The following is a 24723-nucleotide window of genomic DNA, read 5'->3' on the forward strand; positions in this document are numbered from 1 at the left end:
TGGATCTATCCCACGCGCGGCGATGGTCGACCGGACCGCTTCTTCGCATTTTCCTCCACGAACCTCAGCCACTGGGTCCAACACGGGCCCGTGCTCAGCCTGGACGAGGTCGCCTGGGTCCCCGAAGACGGTGCGCCCCGACACTACGCATGGGCACCGTCCGTCCTCCATCACCGCGGTCGGTGGTACTTCTACTACTCCGTCGGTCCCCAAAACCCCACGCCCTCCCGCATCGGCGTGGCTGTCGGCGACAACCCCGCCGGACCGTTCCACGACAGCGGCCGTCCCCTCCTCACCGGGAGCGCCGATTTCGAAGCCATCGACCCCATGGTCTTCGCCGACCCCGCCTCCGGCAAACTCTACCTCTACGCCGGCGGCAGTGCCGGCGCCAAACTCCGCGTGTTCGAACTCGCAGACGACCCGACCCACATCGCACGCGAAATCCCCGTCGAAACCCCGCCCTTCTTCACCGAAGGCGCCTTCATGCACCACCACAACGGCCGTTACTACCTCTCCTACAGCCACGGCAACTACCGCGACGCCTCCTACTCCGTCCACTACGCCACCGCACCCACTCCCACGGGCCCCTGGACCTATCGCGGTCCCATCCTCACAAGCGATGCCACCCGTAAAGGCCCCGGACACCATTCCTTCCTCCGCCTCCCCGACTCCGAGCGCTGGCTCATCTTCTACCACCGCTGGGAAGGCCAGACCGGCAACGGCCCCTTCCACGGCCAACGATGGATCTGCATCGAACCGGTCGAGTACAACCCCGACGGCACCATCCAACCCATCCGCATGTCCGGCGGACTCTGAACCGGCCCGTTCCGCGGATCCAAACGAACCGTCCACACCCCCCGGCCCAAGGCTTCGCCTGCCTCCCGGGCCTCAAGCCCCCAACCACCCCACGGGACCGCAGCCCGCCTTGCCTTCCCAAACTTTACAGGGCCGCCAAATCCTGATTGCATCGCGCCCATGCGAGTCCGAAACCTCTCAATCCTGTTGTGCCTCACCTGGACCACGGCCCTCGTGGGAGCCGCGCCCGGCCCCGAATGGAAATTGGTTTGGGCCGATGAGTTTGACCGACCCGGCCTGCCCGATCCCGCCCGCTGGAACTACGAGGAGGGGTTCGTTCGAAACCGCGAACTCCAGTACTACACCGTCGCTCGAACCAATAACGCGCGCGTGGAGAACGGGCTCCTCATCATCGAAGCCCACAAGGAGCGGTTCCCCAACCCTCGCCACCGGCCCGATGCCCCTCCCGAACGCTGGCAGCAGAGCCGCCCCTTCGCCGAATACACCTCCGCCAGCCTCACCACCCGCGACCGCGCCTCCTGGACCTACGGACGGTTCGAAATCCGAGCCCGCCTGCCCCGTGGCCGCGGTACCTGGCCCGCCTTCTGGATGCTCGGCACCAACATCACCCAGGTTGGCTGGCCCGCCTGCGGCGAAATCGACATCCTCGAATATGTCGGACACGAACCCGGCATCATCCACGCCAACGTCCATACCCGCGGGTACAATCACGTTCGCGGCAACGGCCGCGGCGCCCGCATCCAAATCCCCGACGCAGAAACCCATTTCCACGTCTACGCGCTCGAATGGTCCCCGCAACGGCTCGACTTCTTCGTGGACGACCGGAAATTCTTCACCCTCGAAAACGACGGCACCGGCGTGGACTCCTGGCCGTTCGACGCACCCCACTACCTCATCCTCAACCTCGCCATCGGAGGTGACTGGGGCGGACAACGCGGCGTGGACGATTCCATCTTCCCCTGCCGGTTTGAAATCGATTACGTCCGGGTTTACCAGCGCTCCCCGCCCTGATCCGACCCAAAAAACCACCCCGCTGCCGCGCCGTCACGCTCCACCAGCCCCATCAGCCGGCCCTGCACCCCGGGCCATGGCAACGGATCCACCTTGCACCACTCCGGGCCGATCCAGCCCGGCATCCAACCCGGCCGGCCCGTTCAGGGCACCAACCAGGTCTCCACCCGGTAAAAACCCATGGGCCGATCCGGCTCCAGTGGGACTTGGAACAGGAAACAACCCGGCCGCACCGGGTCCGGTACACAAGCGGCCCGCCAGACAGGGCGCCAGGCATTGGAAAGGTTGGTGGTCAAAACCGCGCTCATGACCAGTCCCAATCGAGCCGCTTCGGCCACCCCGGGTTCCGCACTCAGGGTCAACAGGTTCCAGTCCTCCAGGCCCACCGCGTGCAAGCGCACAGGTAGCATCCGGATCCTCCACGTCGCCACCGTCAGCAGAAATGTGCAACTGGCCCCCTGGCCCGGCTCCAGATCCCCCAGGTCAAACGCCAGCGCCCCACTCACATAACGGCCCTCCGGCGGTTCAAACCAGTCACGAAAACTCAGCGCATTGGTCTCCACGCTCCAGTGCACCCCCACACTCGGTTTGCCGGTGATGTGACTGTCCTGATCCCACCGGCCGTAATAGCCGGTCTCCCACGCCGCCGGGGGCCGATCCGCGTGCAGGGTCAACACGTCGTGCAACCAAACCGATTCGCCCGAACGACTGTCCCGGGCCAGTGACCGGCCCTGTAACGTCAGGTCATAATGAAACTCCCCCCACGGCCCGCCGTAATCGCGGTCGTCATAAACAGCCGCCTGGCTCTCCAAACCGTGCAGGAACTGAAACAACCGCACGCCGCGAAGGACCCGGCCGCTCAGGTTGGTCACCGAACAGGTCTGCCGAAAAACGTAACGGTCGGTCCAAAGGCACCGCGGCGGCCAGGATTGAGACCTCGGAACAATCCCCGCAGCTATGCCGCTGACCGAATCCACCATCTCGTAGGTCAGAACAATCCGCACGAGCCGGTTCGTCACGACCGACCGGAGAATGGGAAAACCCCAGGCGTTCGTGGGTGTGCCGCGCGAGGGCGGGCCGATCGCATCCTCCACGCCAAAGTCAGAGTTGGAGGTCCAGTCCGGATAAAACCAGTACGGCTGCAACCAGATCGGCGACATCCGTCCGTCCGGGTCCATGTAGCCCACGGCCGTGGCCCACTCGCCCGAGAGATATTCCCGCCCCACAAAACCCGGCCGCCGATCCAACGCAAAATCCGCATACCCGAAGTCGGTCAGCAAAATCTCCCAGGTCGGACTGCTGACGGCGGTGCCGGTAATCGGATCGGCCCGGACCGCGCAGGTCGCAAGGAGGCTCAGCACGGCCACAATCCCCCGAAGCCATGCCCTCGCAGTGCTGGATCCCCTCCTGATCATACAGCCCTCCTTATCAAAGATTGCCTGAATCGGCAATCGCCATTCCTGGTCAGCACCCGAGGACGACAACGAATCCCCGGACCTTCTCCACGCGCTTTCCCGGCGGAGACCCGACCCCCGGTCGCCCCTCCAAGCCTCTTCGCATCGAGCGACCTCGGAGGTTGAGCGCTTGCCCCTGCGATCTCGGTGCCTTCGACCCCCTCAGATCGCCGACCCACCACACACGGAAGCTCCGTCGCACCCCGCGCCCCACCGCGCTCACGCACCCCACTTCCAATGCTTCACAACCGCCCAAAGTCCAACCGGCCCGCAGCCCGTGGCCCGATCGCAGTCCGACCACAAAGCCGCCACCAAGACACGGACTCCAGTGCCGCGGCGATCCGCTCCGGCTTGAAGCGCGCCCTCACAATTCCGTCCCGAGGCAGGGCGCGGCGTGCACACCAGCTCGCCATGGCCACCCACCTTCCACACCAACAACCACCCGGGCCGCCCAATGATTCCCTCGGGCACAATGCACCGCACAAAACCTCGGCCACGACGTAACCTTCGCCCGGCACGCACGCCGCCGATGGTTCCGTCCAGCCCGTTTTCCCGCCTCCACCCGGCCCTCAGACTCGGCAGCACCTGTGATGTCAACCCCACGAACTGCAGCAGCTTGTCTCCTTGCGCCGTTGGCCGGGCAGCCACTTGAGCAAGCCGGCCTGAACACCGTCGGGGCATCGGGACTAAAGGTGCCGCGCCGGTTCCAACGTTGGCCCGAAGAACCCCTGGCGGCCGGGCAAGGGCGCATCCCGGCTTTTTGCAGCCCTGGATCGGCCGCAGAAGACTTTCGGCCCGGCCACGTCCATTCCTCCGGAGCAGCTGCTCCAACGTTATGCGCCCAAACCTGAACCGAATGCAGTGGCGGTCACCTGAGTGATGACGCCAGCCCGGCCAAACAAGCCCTGTTCCACCCCGAAAAATGCCCGGGCACCAGAAACCGGCACCAATCCATCTGGCAACGTTGCAGTTGCATGCCCGGCGCTTGACACCGGGAAAGTCGGGGTTCTAGCGTGGGTTGGTCCGTTTTTAACAACGGTTGCCGTTCATGCACGGGTCTGCGACAACTTACGTAACCTTGGCCGCGTTCCTGGTGGTGGCGCTGCTCTTTGCGCTGGTGCCGCTGGGCCTGGCGCGGCTCTGGGCACGGCATTTTGCCCCGCCAAAACCGGGTCCCATCAAAAACAGCATCTACGAGTGCGGTCTGGAATCGCGCGGGGATGCGTGGCGCCCCTTCCGCAGCTCGTACTACATCTACGCCATCGTGTTCCTGGTGTTCGACGTGGAGATCGTGTTCCTCCTGCCTTTCGCCGTCGCATTTGGAGGACTGACCGTGGGGGCAGTGCTGGCGATGATGCTGTTCCTGGCTTTGCTCGTGGAGGGATTGCTCTGGGCCTGGGCCAAGGGGGTGTTGCGATGGGTGTGAGTCGGCACACGAACGGCCCGGCCACCCCGGCCGGCGCGCCCGCCGCTCCGGTTCCGGTTGAGTTGTCCGCGATGCGGGTCTAGGGTTGAACGCCATGGACGCAGGTTTGCGAAGCGAACTGCAGCGGCACGGAATCTTTGTGACGACCCTGGAAGAGCTGTACAACTGGGGCCGTAGCAATTCCCTTTGGCCGCTCGGTTTTGGCCTGGCCTGTTGCGCCATCGAGATGATTGCCGCCTCAATGGCACGGTATGATCTGGCCCGTTTCGGCGCCGAAGTGTTCCGTCCGTCGCCGCGCCAGGCCGACCTCATGATCGTGGCGGGCACGGTGACCAAAAAAATGGCCCCCCAGGTGGTCCGCCTCTACAACCAAATGGCCGAACCCAAATACGTCATCGCCATGGGGGCCTGCGCAATCTCGGGTGGCCCGTTCAAACAGGGTTACAACGTCCTGAAAGGCATCGACCGATACATCCCGGTGGACGTGCATATCCCCGGGTGCCCACCCCGACCCGAGGCGCTGATCCATGCCCTGATGACGCTCCAACAACGGATCGCTGAAGAATCACTGACCGGCCCCAACCGACCAAGACATCTGCGACCGGATCAGCCGGCCGAATACCCCGTCCCCGAATACGGGCCCCATGACCTGGTGCCACCCAAGAATCCCGACCTCTTTCACCCGCCCCTCATCCAACGCCCCGCCTGACGCCATGGAACCGTTGGAATCCATTCGCGACCGCATCCTCCAGGCCGTGCCCGGCGCACGGATTGAACTGGTGCCCAACCCCTCGCCCTCAGGCCAGCATTCCTTGCTGGTGGACGCCGAACACGCCCTGGCGGTGGCGCGGTTCTTACGGGACGACCCACAACTCCGCTTCGACTACTGCTCCAATGTCACCGGCGTGGACTGGCTTGACACCGAAGTCGAAGAAAAAGTCCGCACAAAAGTGCGGGTGGACGGGGAGGAACGCGAAGTGGAAGAAACCCGCAAGAGCATCCGACCCGGTTACCTGGAAGTGGTTTACCACCTCTACTCCGTGGGGTTGCGACACGGGCCGCTCGTGCTCCGCATGCGGACCGGCAACCGCACCGATCAAGTCCACCTGCCCTCCCTCACACCCGTCTGGCGGAGCTGCGAATTCCAGGAACGCGAGGTGTTCGACCTTTTCGGCGTCATCTTCGACGGGCACCCCGACCTGCGCCGCATCCTCATGTGGGACGGTTTCGAAGACCACCCCATGCGCAAGGATTACGTGGAACCTGACGACTACGAATACGAACCCACCCCCCACGGTACCGTGGCCGAAAAGGCGCGGCGATGGCTGGAAACCGGCGGGCAGGCACCCTCGGCCGGCCCGGCAGCGTCCTGATCCCTCCGCAGCCCTCCCACCGGCACGGTCCCCCGCCGGAGTTGAAAGGACCGGCCCCCGCGACCCCCGGCCCGCCCGGCCACTTGCCACGGCCCGCTTCGCACGGCATAGGTAAACAGCGGATGCCAACGGTGATCGCCAACGGCAAGACGGTGGAAGCGCAGGTGCCCTGTTCGCTGGAGGAGTTCCTTCGTGCCCAGGGGCTGCCGCCACGCAGCGTCGTCGTCGAACTCAACGGCGAGGCCATCCCCCCGTCCCAATTCCCCCACCGACAGGTCCGGCCCGGCGATCGCTTGGAGATTGTCCGAATTGTTGCAGGCGGTTGAACCGCCCGCGTCACAATCGCGCTGATCTTCCACCGACCGCACCGGTTCCTCTGGCGGCAAGCCGGGGTTCAGCCCCTGCGGGGCTTGCAGGGTCGGTTGCATCCCCGGGCAGCGCGCGCGCCGGAAACCACCGGTCGCACCATGACCTTGCCGGAGTTCGCGCTCATCGTCTCGTGTGCCGGGGAGCTGTCCGTCGGCCCCGCCGGGCCGCCCACGGCCCATCCCCCCGGCGCTGACGCCTCGAACCCGGCTTGTTCGACCACTCCACACCAAACCAAAAAGCCCCGCGCCGGCCGGATCGCCTGCGCGGGGAAAATTCCAAAAAATTTATGGTGCGCATGGCAGGACTCGAACCTGCACGGATTGCTCCACTACCACCTCAAAGTAGCGCGTCTGCCAATTCCGCCACATGCGCACCCGTGCGCCATTATTAAAACACGTCACCCCCGTTCGCGCAAGAGGGGTCCTGAGCCCTCGCACCGAGCCGTGCACCCGACATTTTACCCTTGCCCACCGGGTTATCCCGCCCCCCGCCCACTCCTCATTACCCAGACCGCCCAACCGACCACGACCTCGAGCCCGCGCGCCAATCCGCCGGACCGCGCGACCTGCAACTCGATTGAGCCGCCAGATGCTTCGTCAGCATAACCGCTGGGTTTGCACCTCCGAAGCGGTCGCCCAAGGATCGGAGCGCTCGGGCTGGAATCCGACTGTGCGAACGCATGCCGGTCCCCGTCAGTGGTGCACCTTCCCCGTTCCCCGCCGGGTTCCCTTGGGAGGCACGGAGGGCACAGAGGGCGAACACAGCGATGGATTCACAGGTCAACCTGGGAGGTGTATCGCAGGTTCCACAGTGGGCATCCCCGGGGCCTTTTCTGCCCGTGCCGGGCAACCTCGCGCCAGCCCGGGAGGGGCATGGCCCTCCGTGCCCTGCCTGTCCCGGGCACGGGAAAGGCCCCGGGGACTCTCCCACAAGGCCGGTCCCGGAGCATTTCACCCAAATTCGGCCCTGGACTGTGCGGGGCCATGGGCGCGGAGGCATGGCACATCGAAACGGGCTTTCCGGCCACCCGTGTCCCGCGTGCCGGTCGGGTGCCAATCGGGGGCCGGCCTCGGGGTTGCGCACCCGGCAGCCGCTGAGGTAAGGTCCGGACCGGAGCAACGAAAACCATGCAAATCGTGCATGTTCACGTGCAGGTAAAACCCGGCTGCGAGGGACCCTTCCTCGAGGCCACACGCCGGAACGCCCGGGAAAGCCGGAAAGAACCGGGCGTGGTGCAGTTCGACGTGTTGCAGCAGGAAGACGATCCCACACGGTTTGTCCTGGTGGAGGTGTACCGCACGCCGGAGGCGGTCGCCGCGCACAAGGCCACGCCGCACTATGCCCTCTGGCGGGACACGGTGGCGCCCATGATGGCCGTGCCCCGACAGGGGATCCGTTACCGGGATTGCTTGTGCGACGAAACCCGCGCCGAGCCCACTGCACAAGGTTCTCCCACCGCGTGAGCCTTCCGCAACAAAACCGCGTGCCCCGGCGGGCCGACCACCCCGTCCCCGCCCTGATGAATCGGAACGCTCAACCTGACCTGTGAAACCGACGGACCTACGAGGCATCCTGCAGTACGTCCCGCAGTTTCGGGACCGCACCTTTGTCGTCGCCGTGGACGGCGCGGTGGTGACGGACGAGAACTTTCCGAACCTCCTGCTGGACATTGCCGTTCTGCGATCGTTGAACATTCACGTGGTCCTCGTGCACGGTGCGGCCGCGCAGATCGAAGCCCTGGGTCGGGAACAACAGGTGCAACCCTCCAACCTCGACGGCGACGGCGTCACCGACGCGGCGACCCTCCGCCTGGCCCTGACGGCGTCGAATCGGTTGACCCACGAGATTCTCGAAGGGCTGGCCGCCACGGACCTGCGCGCCGCCTGTCCCAACGCCATTGTGGCCTACCCGGCCGGGATCCTGCACGGAATTGACCAGTTGTACACGGGCAAGGTCGAGCGTGTGGACACCGAGCTGCTGGAAACGCTGTTGCACCACGGGATCGTCCCGGTGATCCCGCCCCTGGGTTTCGACGGCGAAGGCCACACCTACCGCGTCAACTCCGACAGCGTGGCCGTGGCCGTGGCCACCGCGTTGAAGGCGGTCAAATTGATCTTCGTCACAACCCGCGACGCCCTGGAACACGCAGGCAAACCGATCCGCCAGATCCTGGTGGCCGAGCTGGAACAGTTGCTGGCCCAACAGCCGGAAGGGTTCCCGCGCGAGCTCGTGTCCAAAGCCCGCCACGCCGCGGCCGCCTGCCGGGCCGGCGTGCACCGGGTCCACATCATCAACGGCCGTATCCACGAGGGACTGCTGGCCGAGGTGTTCTCCAACGAGGGAGTCGGCACCCTGGTGTACGCCGACGAATACCAGCAGATCCGGCGCGCCCTCAAAAAGGATGCCCGCACCATCTACGCCCTCATCCAGCAGGCCATGGCCACCGACGAACTGATGCGCCGGAGCCGGGCCAGCATCGAAAAGCAGATCGGCGATTACTACCTGTTTGAAATCGACCGCAACCCGGTGGCGTGCGTGGCCCTGCACGTGTACCCGGAAGAGGGCAAGGGCGAACTGGCCTGCCTGTACGTCAAACCGAGCCACGAAAACCAGGGCATCGGCCGCAAACTGATCCACTTCGTGGAAAACCGGGCGCGCGAACTCGGCCTGCGCATGTTGTTTGCCCTGTCCACCCAGACCTTCATGTACTTCCAAACCAAGGCCGGATTCGTGGAGGGGACACCCGACGATCTGCCACCGGCCCGACGCGAGAAATACGAACAAAGCGGACGACGTTCCAAGATCCTGATCAAACCTCTTTGAGCAACCCGCCGGACCTGCCCGGCACCGGACCCCATGGCACCAACCCCCTGCATCCTGACCGCCGGAACTCCCAAACGAATCGGGTTCATCTCCACCCGCTTCCGCGGGACCGACGGCGTAACCCTGGAAGCCCGCAAATGGGCGCGTATCCTGGAGGGCCTGGAGCACCAATGCTTCTGGATGGCCGGGGAACTGGATGCACCCCCGGAGGTCAGCCACCACGTACCACTGGCGTTTTTCGGCCATCCCGAAGTGGCCGACCTCCAGGCCCGGCTTTTCGGTGTCACCACCCGCAGCCGGGAAACCACCGACCGCATTCAGGCCATCAAACAGCAGCTCAAAGAGGAGATCTACCGCTTTCTGGACCGCTTCAACATCGAGGTGGTCGTCCCGGAAAACATCCTCTCCCTGCCCATGCACGTACCGCTGGGTCTGGCCATGACGGAGGTGCTGGCCGAGACCGGACTGCCCGCCATTGCGCATCATCACGACTTCACTTGGGAACGCGAACGCTACGTGATCAGCGCCGTCAACGATTACCTCCGGTGTGCCTTCCCGCCGTCGCTGCACCGGATCGAACACGTGGTCATCAACTCCATGGCCCAGAAGGAGCTGGCCCGGCGTTGCAGTCTGCCCTCGGCAATCATCCCCAACGTCCTGGATTTTGAGACCCCGCCACCGGGCATTGACGATTACAACCGCGATCTGCGACGCGAAATCGGCCTGGCCGAGGACGACTGGTTGATCCTGCAACCCACGCGCGTGGTCCCGCGGAAGGGCATCGAGCACGCGGTCGAACTGGTGCGCCGGCTCAAGGATCCACGGGCCAAACTGGTCATCTCGCATCCAGCCGGCGACGAGGGCAACGCCTACGTGGCCATGTTGCAGGACCGCATTGCCGACGCCGGCATCGAGGTGAAATTCATCGCCGATCGCGTGGGCGAACATCGGGGTGTCAATGCGGCCGGCCAAAAGGTCTACACGTTGTTCGACATCTACCCCCACGCCGACCTGGTAACCTACCCCAGCTACTACGAGGGCTTCGGCAACGCGTTCCTCGAGGCGATCTATTTCGGCAAGCCGGTCGTGGTGAATTCGTACGCGGTCTACGCCCGCGACATCGCGCCCCTGGGCTTCCGCACCATCACCATGTCCAACCTCGTCACCCGCGAGACTGTGGAACAGGTCCGGGAAATCCTCCGAAACCACCAACTGCGAGAGGAATGGGCCCGGACCAACTATCAACTCGGCCTGAAATACTTCTCGTTTGCCGTGGCCCGACGCAAATTGGTGGCGCGCCTGGCCAACCTCTTCGGCGAGGGACTGTGAAGGTGGTCTCCTGCGTGCCGGGAAACTCGGAGCCCGGCCCGGAAGGATCGCACCGGTCTGGCATCCGAAACGCAAGCCGAACCAACCAGGCCAGGCCGCACCCGGGTTCGGAACCATGCGCGTCCCGGCCTTTTCCGGCCCGGGACCGCTTCAGTTGGAACCCGTTGCCAGCCCTCGCACTCGAGCCCACGTCGCCGAGCTTTCCCGGGTCGACCCGGGAAAACCGCAGTGAAGGGCCGGCGTGTTCGTGGCCCTTCACGTCCCCGTTCAGGACCGGGTGCTGTTCGCCGGCCCACACGACGGGTTGCCCGCACATCCGATGCCCCCGGTGCAACCCCGCAACAAGGAAACACGGTTGACACGTGCCTTGCCCATCCCTAGGCTGCGACCGTTGATCGCTGCGGAGAGGACGCACACATGCTGATTCGCATCAGTCTCATCATCGCTCTGGTGGCCGGGCTTGCGACGGCCGGGATCAACCTCTTCCAGGTCCGGGCCAAGTTCGAAACGCTCAAGACCGACCGCAACAATGAGCGTTCGCTCAAAGAACAGGCGCAGACGGAACTGGCCACCACCCGCCAGCAATTGAACCAAACCACCGCCCAGCTCAAAAAGGCCGAGGAAGAACTGACCACCGCCCGCAAGGAACGCGACGAGGCCGTGGCCACCGCCGAGACCCAGAGCCGCCGCGCCGCCCAGCTGGACGAGGAACTGAAGAAGACGCGCGCAACCCTCGAGGATGCCCGGGCCGAGCTGGCCCGCTGGAACGCCGCCGGCGTTCCCGTTGAACAGGTCGCCGAAGTCGTCAGGCTCAACCGGCGCCTGCTCGAACAGGTGGACGTCCAAAAACAGGAAATCGAGGCGCTCATCCGGGCCAACGCGCGGTTGACCAACGAACTGGCCCGTGTGCTGGGCGGATCCGAATACGTGGTGCGGCTGCCCGCCCATCTGCGCGGCAAGGTCATCGCGTACGACCCGAAATGGGATTTCATCGTGGTGAATGTGGGCGAGGAACAGGGCGTGCTGGAACACGGCGAACTGCTCATCAGCCGCAACGGCCAGTTGGTGGGCAAGGCCGTGGTCCGCACCGTGGAAAAGAACCGCGCCGTGGCAAACCTCGTGCCCGGATGGAAACTGGGTGAACCGGTGGAGGGTGACGAGGTGATCCCCGCCCACCCGGCCTCCTGAGTATTCGACCATGAACCGGTCGTTCTGGTGGGTCCTTTGGCTCGGCTTGGTTTGTCTGGCCGGCTGGGGCTGCAGCTCCACCGACCCCGCAAACCGTTCCGCCCGGCCGTGGAACACTCCCAAACAGTGGGAGACGGGTCTGCCGAGCGGCATCTTGGAGGGTCGTTAACCCACCCTCCCACAGCCGGGCACAGGGCCGTTCCTCAGCCCTCTACCATTCCGACATGAGGGCCTTCAGCACGGTCGCCCGTTCACGGGGCTGCCCCGGAGTCTCGACCCGCCATGGCCGGGACACCCGGAGCCGGTCCGGGACCTGCATCCGTCTCCACCGGCCAGCCCGCCATCAAAAGCGCACGATAACCACCAATGAGCGAGGCCACCCGCCGGTACCCCATCCGCTGGGCCGCTTCAGCCGCCAGGGCGGACCGATACCCGCCCCCACAGTACAGAATCAGTTCGATCTCCTTGTCGGGAAAACGCCGTTCCAGGTCCCTCTCGAAAATCCCGCGTCCCAAATGCACCGCCCCGCGCGCGTGACCGGCCTGCCATTCATGGTCCTCCCGCACATCCACCAGCACCGCCGCCGGGTTCACCTCCAACCGGGCCCGCATCTCGGCCACGGTAACCTCGCGGATGTGTTTTTTGGCCTCGTTCACCAGCGCCAGAAATCCGGGTGAATGCTGCATACCCCCAGCCTACCGCCCCCCGGCCCCTCCGCCAAGTCCACCCGCTCGGCGCCCCGGTCCGGCCCGCCCATCGGCTGAAGGGGCCGGTCGCCCCTGCCCCTCCATCATCTCGGGCCATCCGAGGGCTGCGAACCCGTCATGAAGACCGTTGACGCACATTCCCTTCGGCTGTCGTTGGGGCTCCTGCTGGCGGTCTTTCTCTGGGGAGGCAACAACGCCGGCGTGCGGTTTCTGGTGCAGCATTGGCCGCCGGTTTTCACTGGCAGCACACGCTTTTTGTTGGCCGGTTTGCTGCTCTGGGCGGTGTTGCGCCGGACCCGCTGGCTGGGCCCCTGGGAGCCTGTCCCCCGCACGTTGAACGCACCCCTCTGGTGGCGCGGCGGATTCAGTCTGGCCGCCTACATCGTCGTCTTCAACGAGGCCCTGCGACATACGTCGGCGTCCCACGTTGCGCTGCTTCTGGCCGCTTCGCCCGTCTGGGCGCTGGTTTGGGAGGGCCGACGTCCCTCGCCGGGACAGGCAGCGCGATCGTACGCGGCAGCGGCGCTGGCGCTGGCCGGCGTGGCCGTGTTGGTGGCGCCGCAGCTCGGGCAGACGGACTGGAGCTGGACGGGCGAACTGCTCGGGCTGCTGGCAAGCGTCTTATGGACCAACTACGGCCGGCAGTGCCGCTGGTTGGGCCAACATCTGCAGGGAGCCGAGGTCACCGCGCACTCCATGTGGCGCGCGGCGGTTTGGTTGTCGCCCTGGGCATTGGCGGAAGTTTGCACGAGGCCGGTCCCCCTGCGCCCGGACCTGGTGGGCGTCCAGTTATATTGCGTGCTTGCGGGCGGGGTGGCTGCTTTCGGCCTGTGGACCCATGCCCTCCGGCATTGGGAAACCAGTCGGGTGCTGTTGTTCAACAACCTCATCCCTCTCACCACCATGTTGTGGGCGGCATGGTTCTTGGGCGAGCCGGTCACCCTGCGGTTCTTTGTGGCGCTGGCATTGGTACTGAGCGGGGTCTGGTTGGGACGGCAACCGCGTCCGGCCATTGAAACCGGAGCGGAAGACCCAAACCAGGGCCCCCGTCCCATTCGCGGTCCTTGACCTTCCGCCCATCGGCACGGCGGGGCGGAGATTGAACCGGCAGGCCTGCCCGATCCGATCGACGGCCCCTCTGCCGGTGTCCTGCTCTCGCTGCGAACGTTTGGAGCGGGGGAGGATCGCACGGACGCGGCGCCAATGGGACCAGCCGGGTTTTCTCGGATTTCCTGCGATTTCACACCCGTCTTTGAGGACGAACGGGGTCCGCCGTGCTCCCTCATCGCAGGGCGGCAACACCGCCCGGCTCTACCGCACACGGTGGGGGTTGCCTTGAAGCGCGGATGCGCCCGGGCTTTGGGGCGTCACCGGCGCTGCAGGCGGGTCGGTTGCCATCCCGCCGCCAAGCACTTGAAGCGCCACGCCATGAAAAAGTCGCCTTCGCAACCCGCGGAACCGCTTCGCCGGTCGGAACCCCGCCCCGCCGCCGGTCCCGCACCTTTCCGCGTTGTCCGGTGCAACCGCCGGATGCCCGTGGGCCAGAGGGGTGGCAACGAATCGGTCGCCCGAACCCTCCCCGGGCCGGGTGGCCACGGCCCGTGGCCATGAGCCGGTCGAATGGGACAGCCTACGGAGCTGGGTGGACCTGACGGGAATCGTAGCGAGTCGAGTGTCCGATGCGCCGTATCGTCGTTTGCCGAAGTCGTCCCGTTTCAGCCGGCCTAGTGACCGCACAACTCCGGGCGCACCTCGCCCATGGCCGGTGCGGGGCTGGCATGGCCAGAATTGGGGATACCGTCCCCAGTCGGTTCTTAACAGAATCTGGCACGAGAACAGGGCGCCGGATGGCGCCACGAAAGGCAAACCCGATCAAACTCAAACGGACGACCCATCGTACGAGACATGGAACTGCAGCACCGACATCTTCTGGGACTGGCAGCCGGGCTGGCCGGCTGCGTTGCGAGCCTTCAGGCGCAACCCATCGAAACGAACGTGTTCAGCCCGGTGGCCGATACGTACGTCCAATACGGCATCGGTCAAGATTCGAATTTCGGGACGCTGGAGTACTTGTATCTGTTCGCCAACGGGACGGCCCGCGACTACTTCGCCTACGTCCGGTTTGACCTCTCGGCCGTCCCGTCCGATGCCCAACTGGTCGACGCAACGCTAAAGCTCACCAAGGTAACCGGACCCCGAAACGATACCTTGAACACTGCCCGACTGCGAATCCTCGGCCTGAACGACGTACCGGGAAACACACCCCAGAATTGGGACGAACTCACCCTCACCTTTAACACCATTGGCGCCGAATGGACCGCGCCCAATGAGTTCGACCCCGACCGGGTCACCAGTTTCGATGACGCCCTGGGGAATGAAACAGCCGACAACACGACCGGCATCGCCACCATCAGCGGAGCCAACCTGGTCAACTTCCTGACCAGCCGGTTGACCGCGGGCGGCCTGGTTACGTTCATCCTCGACTTTGCGACCACAGAGGGCGGGCGCGGCTTCGCCTTTGGTTCGCGCGAGAACGCCGACCCGAATGCCCGGCCGCAACTGACCCTGGCCTATCAGGTGCCCGAACCCACAATGCCGGCCCTCCTGACCTTGGGCGGGTTACTGTTCCTCGCATGGTGTCGGCGACTCCGCTGAAGCGCACGGATCCGGGCCCCGTCCCGGGCCAAAACAAGCTTCAACGCCCCCGGCCACCCGGTTTCCTCGCTTGGGGATTCGGGTTGGCCGGGTGGCTCTTTCTGGGTGCCAGCCCGGCGCCTGGCCCGGCAAGGGCTTCGACCGATCCGCCCCCGGTCAGCCTGGTCATCACCCAGGGCCACTTCATCCTGGACAACGGCCTGCTGCAGGCCCGTATCGAACAGCGTTCCGGCGTGTTAACGTCCCTGCGTTACAACGGCGAGGAACTGCTGGCCCAACACAGCCCGGGCGGCGCCCTGGGCGGTTACTGGTCCTGGGTGGGACGCCTCAGCCCCGGCCCGCGCCGACAACCCGTGGTCCGCATCGACCCCGCCACCAATGCCGGAGCCATGGCCGAGGTGGCCACGGAATATTTGCAGGACCCGGACCGGCCGGTCGCCTCCACGGAAATGAGCCTGCGCTACACCATGTTGCGGGGTGAACCGTGCCTGTACCTCAGCGCCGTCTGGCGGCATCGAGCCGGCGAGCCCCCCTTCTCCGTCGGCGAGGGCCGATACGCGCTGAAGCTCAACCCCGACCTGTTCGACTTCCTTTCAGTAGACAAGGCCCGCCAACGTCTCATGCCCGCCCCGGCCGATTGGGACCGCGGTGAGCCCACCAACCTCAAGGAGGCCCGGCGCCTGGTCACCGGCCGCTACGCGGGCACCGTTGAACACAAATACGACTATGCCGCCCCGTTGTACGAAATCCCCGCCTACGGCTGGAGCAGCACGCAAAAAGGGATCGGCCTGTGGATTGTCCAGCCGTCCTGGGAATCCGTGGCCGGCGGACCCACCAAGGTCGAGCTCACTGGTCACCTCGACGTCAACCCCGGCGGCACACCCACTCTGCTGTGGATGTGGCTGGGCAGCCACTATGGAGGCAGCTCCCTGGTGGTGGGGACCAACGAAACCTGGAGCAAGTTCATCGGGCCCATCGCCCTGTACTGCAATCATGGAGGCAATCCCGAACAACTCTGGCAGGACGCCCTGGCCCGCGCCCGCGTTGAATCCGGTCGGTGGCCCTATTCCTGGGTCCTGGACCCGGATTACCCACCGGCGTCCGAACGCGCGCTGGTGCGCGGCCGCATTCAACTGCAGGATCCGGAGCTCGACCTTGGCCGGGTTGGAACCCTTTGGGTGGGTTTGACCGCCCCGGATTATCCCCTGCCGGCGCCGGTCGGCGCAGGGCGACGCTTCGGTCGCGCCGGCCCCGGCACTCCGGACACAAACCTGCCCCCGCCCCTTTTCCGCAGTTTTCCGCCCATGGTGGACTGGCAACGCGACGCCAAACATTACCAGTTCTGGGTCCGCGCCCGGGCCGACGGATCCTTCGAAATCCCCCATGTGCGGGCCGGCACATGGGCGTTGCGCGCCTTTGCCGAGGGCGTGTTGGGCGAACTGGTCCGGACCCAGATAGTCGTCCGCGCCGGTACACGGCTCGATCTGGGCACGGTGGTCTGGCAACCGGAACGATGGGGCCGGACCCTGTGGGAGATCGGGGTGCCGGACCGTACGGCCCGCGAGTTCCGTCACGGCGACCATTACTGGCAATGGGGGCTGTACCTCCGGTACCCGGAGGAATTCCCCCATGACGTGGACTTCGTCATCGGTCGAAGCGACTGGCGCCGCGACTGGAACTACGTGCAGCCGCCGCGCATCCGCGAGCTACCCGGGGTCCAGCTCTCCGAAGAACACGAAAGCCCGGAAACCGCCGACGCCGGGGCCAACCCCAACACCCACCCGCCGGCGCGGGTTGAACCCACCACCTGGACCATCCGGTTCACAATGCCCGGACCGGTCCGGGGCACCGCCATCCTCCGCATGGCCTTTTGCGGTGCCGGGCCCGGATGCCGCATCGAGGTTGGCGTCAACGGCCTTCCCGTGGGTGACACCGGCTTCCTGCCCCCCACCGGCACCATGCACCGCGACGGAATCACCGGGTACTGGACCGAACGCCGCATCCGATTCGACGCCGCTCTGCTCCGGCCGGGCGAAAACCGCATCACCCTCCACCTGCCCGCACAAACCTGGACCCAGGGGGTGCTGTACGACTACCTGCGCCTGGAACTGGTTGAAGAGGCCGGACCTCCGGACGGCGGACCGGCCCCACCGGGCCCTCGTTGACCGCGTCAACCGCGGCGCCCCCACCGGATCCCACACCCGCCGCACCGGCCCGGTCAAAGGCTGTTCAATACGTCAATCATCTGGCGCAGCCGACCGTAATCGCGTCGGTTGAACCCGAAGGCGATCCGGTGCAGTTCCAGGTGATCGCGGTCTTCCTGTTCCTCCGGCGTGGGCGGGATCCGCTGGATGGGCGGCCCGGTGATGATGTCAGCAAAATCCTCGTTCAGGGCCGCCAGGGCCGTGTCCGAGGGCGGATGCTTCAGCCGGATCACGAACAGGTCCTTGACGAACCGGGTCGAATGAAAATTGCGGTAGAAACGCGTGATGATCCGGACCGCCTCGTCCACGTTGTCGGTGATCTGGTAAAGATTCAAATCCTCCGGCGAGATCAGTTCGTCCCGCAGCAGATGATCCCGCACGTGGCGGTCCCAGGTCTTCCAGTACGTGCCGCCGGGACGGTCAATCAACACCAGCGGCATCAACTGGCTCTTGCCGGTCTGCATCAGCGTCAGGGCTTCATACCCCTCGTCCAGCGTGCCGAATCCGCCCGGGAACAACACCACCGCATCAGCATGCCGGATGAAGATCAGCTTGCGCGTGAAGAAGTACTTGAACGTGACCAGCTTGGCGTCCTCACGAATCACCGGGTTGGGATTCTGTTCCCAGGGCAGCCGGATGTTGGCGCCGAAGCTCATCTCCGAACCTGCCCCCTCGTGCGCCGCCTGCATGATGCCCGGACCCGCCCCGGTGATCACCATGTACCCGGCCGCCGCAATTTTGCGCCCAAATTCCACCGCCTGCTTGTACTCGGGCTTGTGCGGCGCCGTCCGGGCGGACCCAAACACCGCCACCTTCCGCACATGCGCGTAGGGCGCAAACAACCGGAACGCATACCGCAGTTCGCGGTTGGCAATCTGGATCACCCGCACGTCGCCCCGATCCGCCACGTCGGTCAGCAGCTTCAGCGCGTTCTCGATGATGTCGGCCACGATGGCCTCGTTGTATCCGCCGCCCTTGTAACGGATCAGCTCCTGAATCCGGCGCTGCAACTCCGGATCCGGCGGCGGTTTTTCCTTTTTGTCCGCGTTGATCACGCGCCAAAGATACGGGACAACCCGGCTGAAGCAACGGTCGACGGCCCGCCGGCCGGTTCGGCCCCAACCCCACCGTGAACCGTCGCCCTCCCGGAATCGGGCCGGACCCTGTCAAATCGCCGCGTGAATGGGCGGCGGTTCCGAGCCCCCCGATCCCGGGTGCAAGACGCGATACAGCAACCAGAGCAGATCGCGCGTCAGAAACGGTTTCCGCAACAGGCTTTCCACCCGAAGATCTTCCAGCCGCACGACGGTCACCCGCTCCGCCACACCGGTCATCCCGATCACGGGCAGGCTCACTCCCCGCCGATGCAATTCCTGAATCAGGGCCGGCCCGTCCATCCCGGGCATGAGCATGTCGGTCAGGACTGCCCGAACCCGGTGAGCATACCGCTCCAACAGTTGCAGCGCCTCGCCACCTTCACCGGCCAGCAACACCTCGTAACCATGCTTTTCCAGCGTCCGGCGCAGCATGTCACGCACACCCGCCTCGTCGTCCACCACCAGGATCATCTCGCCTTGTGCGCGCGGCGGCAGGTCCGGTTCCGCCGTCGCGGGCTCGGCTGCTTCAACCTGTGTGGCCGGCAAATAGACTTCAAAGGTTGTGCCCTGCCCCACGATACTCTTGAAACGGAGGAACCCGTTGTGACCGCGCACGATACCCAATACCGTGGGCAGCCCCAGACCGGTCCCCTTGCCCACGTCCTTGGTGGTGAAGAACGGATCAAAAATGCGGTCGCGAATCTCGGGCGGTATCCCCACACCCGTGTCGCTCACGGTGATGCAGACATACGGCCCGGGTTTGGCATTCGCATCAAACGCCGCATAAGACTCGTCCACATACACGTTCTCGGCGGCCAGCCGCAGCGTGCCCCCCTGCGGCATGGCGTCCCGGGCATTCACGCACAGGTTCATCAGAGCCTGATGCAACTGCGTGGGATCGCCCAGTACCGACCACAATTCACGCGGCGCATGCAGGTCCGACTGAATGTTCCGGGGGAAGGTTTCCCGGATGATCTTGTCCATCTCGCGCAACAGATGCCGGACCGGCACCGGCACACGCGCGCCCGGTGTGCCCCGGGCGAATGTCAGCAGCTGGCGGATGATGTCCGCGCCGCGTTGCGCGCACTGTTCCACCGTTTCCAGCATCGCCCGCGCTTCGGGGTCCTCGGTCGTCTCCCGCAACAGCGGGGCCGCCATCAGGATCGGCGCCAGCAGATTGTTCAGGTCGTGGGCAATGCCGCCGGCCAGGGCCCCGATGGCCTGCATCCGCTGGGCATGAAGGAATCGGGCCTCGATCTCCTTGCGCTCGGTGATGTCGGTAAGAATCGCCAGCACCCGCGGAGGGCCTTCGGGCAGATCCCGCAACAACGTCCAGCGCACCAGGGCCACCCGTTCCCCGCCGGTGGCCTGGCGGATGCGAATCTCGCCGGTCCATTCGCCCGATTCCTGCACCTGCCGCTCCGCGTCGGCCAGGCCGGGAAAGATCAGCTCCGGCACCTCCTCCAACCGATGCCCCACCAGTTCCGCCCGATCCCGTCCCAACAACCGGGCCGCAGACGCGTTGGCGTACCGAATCTCATGATCCACCGTCCAGACCAGGATGGCGTCGTTGGCCGCCTCCAGAAGGGCCGCCTGTTCCTGAAGCCGTTCCTGGGCTTTCTTCCATTCGGTGATGTCCAGACCGCAACCGCAAAGGCCGATGATCTTCCCGGTTTCATCCCGCAGCGGTACCTTGGAGGCAATCTTCCATGCCACGGTGCCGTCGCGCAGCACCACGCGTTCCTCGTAATTCAGCAGGGGCTGACCGGTCTCAATCACCCGGCGATCCTCCTCGGCAAACTGCGCAGCCTGTTCGGGCGGATAAAAATCAAAGTCGGTCTTGCCCAGGACCTCCTCCTCGGACCCGGCACGCATGTAGCGGAGGTCTTCGGGATTGGTCAGCGTTTTACGGCCCTGCAGATCCTTCGCGTACACCACCATCGGCACGGTGTTGACAATGGTCCGCAGCAGGGCCCGTTCACGGGCGAGGGCCTCCTCGGCCTTCTTGCGGTCGGTAACGTCCAGACAGCAGCCGGCCAGGCCGATGATGCGTCCCCTGGCATCCCGAATCGGTACCTTGTAGGTGAGCAACCAGGCCTGCCGCCCATCCCGCAACACAACGCAGTCTTCCCGACCCAGAATCGGTTCCCCCGTCTCCAGCACCTGCCGGTCTTCCGCGGCAAACACCTCGGCCTGTTCCGGTGGGTAAAAGTCGAAATCGCTCTTGCCCAGGACCTCTTCCTCGGACGAGGCACCCATGAACCTCAGGTCCACCGGATTGGTCAGCGTCTTCCGGCCGGTGATGTCCTTGGCGTACACCGCCAGCGGCAGCGTGTTCAGCAGCGTCCGCATCAGGGTCCGTTCGGCGGCCAAAAGGTCGCGCGCCCGCTTCAGCTCGGTAATGTCCAGCCCGATACCGGCCAGACCGATCACCCGACCCTGGGCGTCGCGCAACGGCACCTTCGATGTCAGCAACCACATTTCCGTGCCGTCCGGCCGGGTCAGACGCTCCTCGCGGTTGAGCACCGGCTGGCCCGTGTGAAGGACCTTTTGATCGTCCTCCCAAAACGCAGCCGCCTCATCCGGCGGAAAGAAATCGAAATCGGTTTTCCCCAACACCTCGGCCTCGGTTTGCACGCCCAGGTTTTTCAGATCCACCGGATTGGCCAGGGTCTTCCGGCCCTCGGTGTCCTTCAGGTAAAGGGCCACCGGCAGATGATCCACCAGCGTGCGCAACAGGGCCCGTTCATTGGCCAGTTGCTCCTCCCAACGCTGCCGCTCGGTCACATCGATCAGCGACCCCAACACCGCCGGTCGGCCGCGGTATTCCACCCTGACCCCGTGCGCTTCGACGTAAAGGGTCGAACCATCCTTGCGCCGCCCGCGGAACCGGTATCGGACCTCGCGCACCTCGCCGCTCAACCGACGCCGAACGTTCTCCTGCACCAGCGGATGATCCTCCGGATGCGTGAGGTCCAACGGCCCCAGTTTTCCCACCAGTTCCTCCGGCCGGTAACCAAAAAGTTCGGCCATGGCCGGGTTGACGTAGAGGTAGCCACTCTCATCGAAGAGGTAAACCCCCACCAGCGCGTTCTCGCTCAGCAGGCGGAACCGTTCTTCGCTCTCCCGGAGTTCCGCCTCGGCACGACGCCGCGCGGTGACGTCGGTGGTCAACGTCGCGAAACCGTCCTTTCCAAAAGGCGCCACGGACACTTCGAAATACCGGTCCACCGGCGGCCAATAGATCTCCATGCGCAGCGGCCGACCGGTGAGGGTCACCTGAGAAAACTCCGTCAGGTACGGCGCCGGCGCGGTGCCGTACACCTCAGAGGCCAACCGACCCCGCACCGCTTCGCGTTTCAGCCCCATGATGCGTTCATACGCCGGATTGACATCCAGCAGCCGATAATCCACGGGCCGACCGTTCTCGTCGAACACCAGCCGGTGCAGCGCGATCATTTCACCGGCGCCTTCGAAAAGGGAGCGGAACCGTGCCTCGCTCTCCTCCACGGCACGCCGGGCCTCGCGTTCGGCCGTCTGATCCCGGAAGACCAACACCACGCCGGTCAGTTCGCCCCGGGCATCTCGGATCGGTGCGGCACTGTCGGCGATCGGTATCTCCCTGCCGTCCCTGCGGATGAGCAATGTGTGATTGGCCAGGCCCACCGTTTTGCCCTCGCGCAATACACGGTCCACCGGGTTCTCCACCGGCTGGCGCGTGAATTCGTTGGCAATCCGGAACACCGCACCCAGCGCTTTGCCCCGCGCCTCTTCCCGGTTCCAACCGGTGAGAGCTTCGGCCACCGGGTTCATGTATTCGACACGGCCCTGGGCGTCCGTGCTGAGCACCGCGTCACCAATGCTCTCCAGCGTCACCCGCAAACGTTCGCGGCTCTGGAACAACGCTTCCTCGGCCCGTTTTTGCGGTGTCACATCCGCCACAAAACCCTCCAGAAACCGCAACTGGCCCGATTCGTCCCACACCCCGCGCCCGCGTTCCCACACCCAGCGCAGCTCGCCGTCGGCCCGCCGGATACGGTAGGTCAGCTCATAGGGCTCGCCCAACGCCAGGGCGTTCTGTACCACGTTCCACACCGTCTCCCGATCCTCCGGCACAATCAGGTCACCGTAATGCGGGCGCCCTTCGACCAGGGCATCCGCTTCGTAACCGGTCAGTTCCCGGCACCCCTCGCTCACAAAAAGCATCGGCCAGTCCGGCGCATTCGCGCAGCGGTAGGCCATGCCCTGCAAATTGGCCTGCAGGGTTCTCGTCTGCCGATAACTTTCCTGTAAGGCCTGCTCGGCCCGCACCCGGGCCGTCACATCCTCCAGCGCCAGAAGGATCATCTCGCGTGCCCGCGCCTCGCCATACAAACGCCGCGCGTTCAGCCGCAGAATCCGCTCCTCTCCCCCCGGCAGAGTCACCGTGACCTCATGGTCCTCAACCGAACTGTCCTGGTGCAGCACCCGCTCGATCAACTGTCGAAAGTCCGGTCGGTCGAGCTGACCGCCCCACAACTCAAACAATGAGCGCCCCTCCAGCGACCCCGGTTGTTCCTTGAACGTCGTGTAGAACGCCCGGTTGACTGAAACGATCCGGCCCTGCGCATCCAGCACCAACAGCGGGTGGCGCAGGGTGGCCACAATCCCTTCATTGAGGGCCAGCGCCTCGGCCAACAATCGCTGGGCTTTGCGTTCGTCGGTCTGGTCCCGAAACACCAGCACCACGCCGGTGATCCGGCCCTCCTCATCCCGAACCGGCGCGCCGCTGTCGGCGATCGGAAACTCCCGGCCGTCCCGTGCGATCAATACCGTGTGGTTGGCCAGCCCCACCACGCGCCCCTCCTTCAGCACCCGTTGCACCGGGTTTTCCGCCAGCTCACGGGTCTGTTCATTGACGATGTGAAACACCCGGCTCAGCGGCTTGCCCCGCGCCTCCGCCAACGGCCAGCCGGTCAGCGTCTCCGCCACGGGATTCAAAAACTCCACCCGACCCTCCGCATCCGTCACAATCACGGCATCCCCGATGCTCTGCAGGGTGATGCGATGCCGCTCCTCCAAACGACGGCGTTCGGCCTCCGCCGCCAGTTTCTGACGCAACATTTCCGCCCGGGCCCGCAACCCGATCAACCGAACCCCCAGCCCCAGCAACGTCACCACCATCACCCCCCCGATCCACAGCGTCCAGGCGCGACGTCGCGCCGGTGCGTAGGCCTCCCCCGCGTCCATCTTCGTCAACAACACCCAGGACGAACCCGGCACACCGGAAGCCACCGCCACAACCGGCACGCCCCGATAATCGGGCCCCTCCAAAATCCCGCGCCGCCCCGAAACCGCCTGCACCTCCACCAAACCGGTCTGCGCGCCCGGGATGCGATGCCGCAACGCCATGCCCGGCCAATGCCGCGTCTCGTTCAATATCACCACGTCCTCGCCCCGCTGCTGCAACAACAACGCCTCCGCGCTGGTGGAGGGCACCGGCCAGAAGGCCAACGTCGGCCCCAGATCCTCATAAACCCGGCCGATCAACACGGCTGCACCCGCGGCCTCCGCGCCGGCCTCGTCACTCGCAAACAACGGGGTCACCACGGCGAAGTGGGGCACCGGATCCGCCCCACTCAGAAACAGATCGCTCAAGGTTGCCTCGCCCGTCGCCAGGGCATTGGTCAGGGCCACCCGCAACTCGGGTGTCAGTGGAACGGGCTGATCCACCAGGGCCCAGCGGACCTCCCCGCGCGGATCCGTCAGCAATACCTGGTGGTAACGTCGGTTGGGAATGCGCTGCTCGACCCTGCGCCGGAGCACCGACTCCCGCGCCGGCTCGGGCCCGCTCAGCCATGCTTGAAACGCCTGGGCCACCGAGGACGAACGACGCAGAATCTCCCCGTCCTCCAACCGTTCGCCCCGCCACAGCACCACCTCGCGAGCCTTCAGTTCCGCAATGCTCTCAAGCATCTGTTCCGCCCGCGCGCGCAATTCACGGGTTTGTTCCCGTTGCAGCCAGTAGGTGGCAAACAAAACCGCAAGGGCCACGAACGCCGCCGAACTTCGAAGCCAGAAAGGCGCTTTCATAAGCTGTAAGCAAGCCCAACGAGCCTAATGAGCCGGCCCGGCCCCTGACAAGGCCCAACACCCCCCGGACCCGGGCAAATCGCCGGCCGGGCCACACTCCCGCAACAAACACCGAAAACACCTCCCGTCGACCGGCCCGCAATCTCACCGCACCCTCCCACAGATTCCCACCGGCCGGCCAACCCAATCACAACCCAAT

The 24723-nt window shown here is 65.3% G+C and carries 19 protein-coding genes and 1 tRNA gene; 14 read left to right on the forward strand and 6 right to left on the reverse strand.

Features of this window, described 5'->3' with window-relative positions; all coding sequences use genetic code 11:
- Together G4L39_RS10680 and G4L39_RS10685 are read left to right on the forward strand one after the other, a co-directional pair.
- A partial coding sequence (locus G4L39_RS10680) for a family 43 glycosylhydrolase (protein ID WP_165108110.1) occupies positions 1-816 on the forward strand: 816 nt, incomplete at its 5' end.
- 159 nt (positions 817-975) lie between these two features.
- Positions 976-1827, forward strand: a complete 852-nt coding sequence (locus tag G4L39_RS10685; protein ID WP_165108111.1) for a glycoside hydrolase family 16 protein — start codon at positions 976-978, stop codon at positions 1825-1827.
- On the opposite strand, the gene G4L39_RS10690 is transcribed toward G4L39_RS10685, so the two are convergent.
- Entirely contained in the window at positions 1806-1952 is a 147-nt protein-coding gene (locus G4L39_RS10690) for a hypothetical protein (RefSeq protein WP_165108113.1), read from the reverse strand. The two genes, G4L39_RS10685 and G4L39_RS10690, sit on opposite strands and share 22 nt — an antisense overlap.
- An 18-nt stretch (positions 1953-1970) precedes the next feature.
- The gene (locus G4L39_RS10695; RefSeq protein ID WP_165108114.1) at positions 1971-3242 is read right to left on the reverse strand and encodes a hypothetical protein; all 1272 of its coding nucleotides are present in this window, start codon (positions 3240-3242) and stop codon (positions 1971-1973) included.
- A gap of 1087 nt (positions 3243-4329) precedes the next feature.
- Between G4L39_RS10695 and G4L39_RS10700 the strand changes: the two genes are divergently transcribed.
- The 4 genes from G4L39_RS10700 (at position 4330) to thiS (ending at position 6406) form a co-directional block, all read left to right on the forward strand.
- Complete coding sequence (locus G4L39_RS10700; RefSeq protein ID WP_165108116.1) at positions 4330-4707, forward strand: NADH-quinone oxidoreductase subunit A; 378 nt, start codon at positions 4330-4332, stop codon at positions 4705-4707.
- A 94-nt stretch (positions 4708-4801) separates the two neighbouring features.
- The gene (locus G4L39_RS10705) at positions 4802-5416 is read left to right on the forward strand and encodes an NADH-quinone oxidoreductase subunit B (RefSeq protein ID WP_165108117.1); all 615 of its coding nucleotides are present in this window, start codon (positions 4802-4804) and stop codon (positions 5414-5416) included.
- A gap of 4 nt (positions 5417-5420) precedes the next feature.
- On the forward strand, positions 5421-6080 hold the full coding sequence (locus G4L39_RS10710; RefSeq protein WP_165108119.1) for an NADH-quinone oxidoreductase subunit C: 660 nt from the start codon (positions 5421-5423) through the stop codon (positions 6078-6080).
- Between the two features lie 122 nt (positions 6081-6202).
- The gene (gene thiS, locus G4L39_RS10715; protein ID WP_165108120.1) at positions 6203-6406 is read left to right on the forward strand and encodes a sulfur carrier protein ThiS; all 204 of its coding nucleotides are present in this window, start codon (positions 6203-6205) and stop codon (positions 6404-6406) included.
- Between the two features lie 330 nt (positions 6407-6736).
- Here the strand turns inward: thiS and G4L39_RS10720 are convergent.
- Positions 6737-6821: transfer RNA gene (locus G4L39_RS10720), tRNA-Leu, on the reverse strand.
- 755 nt (positions 6822-7576) lie between these two features.
- Here G4L39_RS10720 and G4L39_RS10725 point away from each other — a divergent pair.
- The 5 genes from G4L39_RS10725 (at position 7577) to G4L39_RS14710 (ending at position 11958) form a co-directional block, all read left to right on the forward strand.
- Positions 7577-7912: a putative quinol monooxygenase gene (locus tag G4L39_RS10725; RefSeq protein WP_165108122.1), complete on the forward strand. Its 336-nt coding sequence runs from the start codon at positions 7577-7579 to the stop codon at positions 7910-7912.
- An 82-nt stretch (positions 7913-7994) separates the two neighbouring features.
- Entirely contained in the window at positions 7995-9272 is a 1278-nt protein-coding gene (gene argA / locus G4L39_RS10730; protein ID WP_165108123.1) for an amino-acid N-acetyltransferase, read from the forward strand.
- Between the two features lie 33 nt (positions 9273-9305).
- Complete coding sequence (locus G4L39_RS10735) at positions 9306-10601, forward strand: glycosyltransferase family 4 protein (RefSeq protein ID WP_165108124.1); 1296 nt, start codon at positions 9306-9308, stop codon at positions 10599-10601.
- 417 nt (positions 10602-11018) lie between these two features.
- Positions 11019-11789: an MreC domain-containing protein gene (locus G4L39_RS10740; RefSeq protein ID WP_165108126.1), complete on the forward strand. Its 771-nt coding sequence runs from the start codon at positions 11019-11021 to the stop codon at positions 11787-11789.
- A 10-nt stretch (positions 11790-11799) separates the two neighbouring features.
- On the forward strand, positions 11800-11958 hold the full coding sequence (locus G4L39_RS14710; protein ID WP_205880950.1) for a hypothetical protein: 159 nt from the start codon (positions 11800-11802) through the stop codon (positions 11956-11958).
- A gap of 82 nt (positions 11959-12040) precedes the next feature.
- On the opposite strand, the gene G4L39_RS10745 is transcribed toward G4L39_RS14710, so the two are convergent.
- Positions 12041-12475: a rhodanese-like domain-containing protein gene (locus G4L39_RS10745; protein ID WP_165108127.1), complete on the reverse strand. Its 435-nt coding sequence runs from the start codon at positions 12473-12475 to the stop codon at positions 12041-12043.
- Between the two features lie 138 nt (positions 12476-12613).
- Here G4L39_RS10745 and G4L39_RS10750 point away from each other — a divergent pair, with 138 nt between their 5' ends.
- The 3 genes from G4L39_RS10750 to G4L39_RS10760 all read left to right on the forward strand — a co-directional run bounded on the left by G4L39_RS10750 (position 12614) and on the right by G4L39_RS10760 (position 17316).
- Positions 12614-13564, forward strand: coding sequence for a DMT family transporter (locus G4L39_RS10750; protein ID WP_165108129.1), 951 nt, complete (start codon positions 12614-12616; stop codon positions 13562-13564).
- Positions 13565-14401: 837 nt separating this feature from the next.
- The gene (locus G4L39_RS10755) at positions 14402-15151 is read left to right on the forward strand and encodes a DNRLRE domain-containing protein (protein WP_165108130.1); all 750 of its coding nucleotides are present in this window, start codon (positions 14402-14404) and stop codon (positions 15149-15151) included.
- 83 nt (positions 15152-15234) lie between these two features.
- Entirely contained in the window at positions 15235-17316 is a 2082-nt protein-coding gene (locus G4L39_RS10760; protein WP_165108131.1) for a polysaccharide lyase family protein, read from the forward strand.
- Between the two features lie 53 nt (positions 17317-17369).
- Here the strand turns inward: G4L39_RS10760 and G4L39_RS10765 are convergent, their stop codons facing one another.
- Positions 17370-18410 carry an LOG family protein gene (locus tag G4L39_RS10765; protein WP_343203332.1) on the reverse strand — a complete coding sequence of 347 codons (1041 nt, stop codon included), beginning with the start codon at positions 18408-18410 and terminating at the stop codon, positions 17370-17372.
- A 111-nt stretch (positions 18411-18521) separates the two neighbouring features.
- Positions 18522-24524, reverse strand: coding sequence for a PAS domain S-box protein (locus tag G4L39_RS10770; protein WP_165108133.1), 6003 nt, complete (start codon positions 24522-24524; stop codon positions 18522-18524).
- Between the last annotated feature and the right edge of the window lie 199 nt (positions 24525-24723).

Source organism: Limisphaera ngatamarikiensis, from assembly GCF_011044775.1.
In the GTDB taxonomy this organism is placed as follows: domain Bacteria; phylum Verrucomicrobiota; class Verrucomicrobiia; order Limisphaerales; family Limisphaeraceae; genus Limisphaera; species Limisphaera ngatamarikiensis.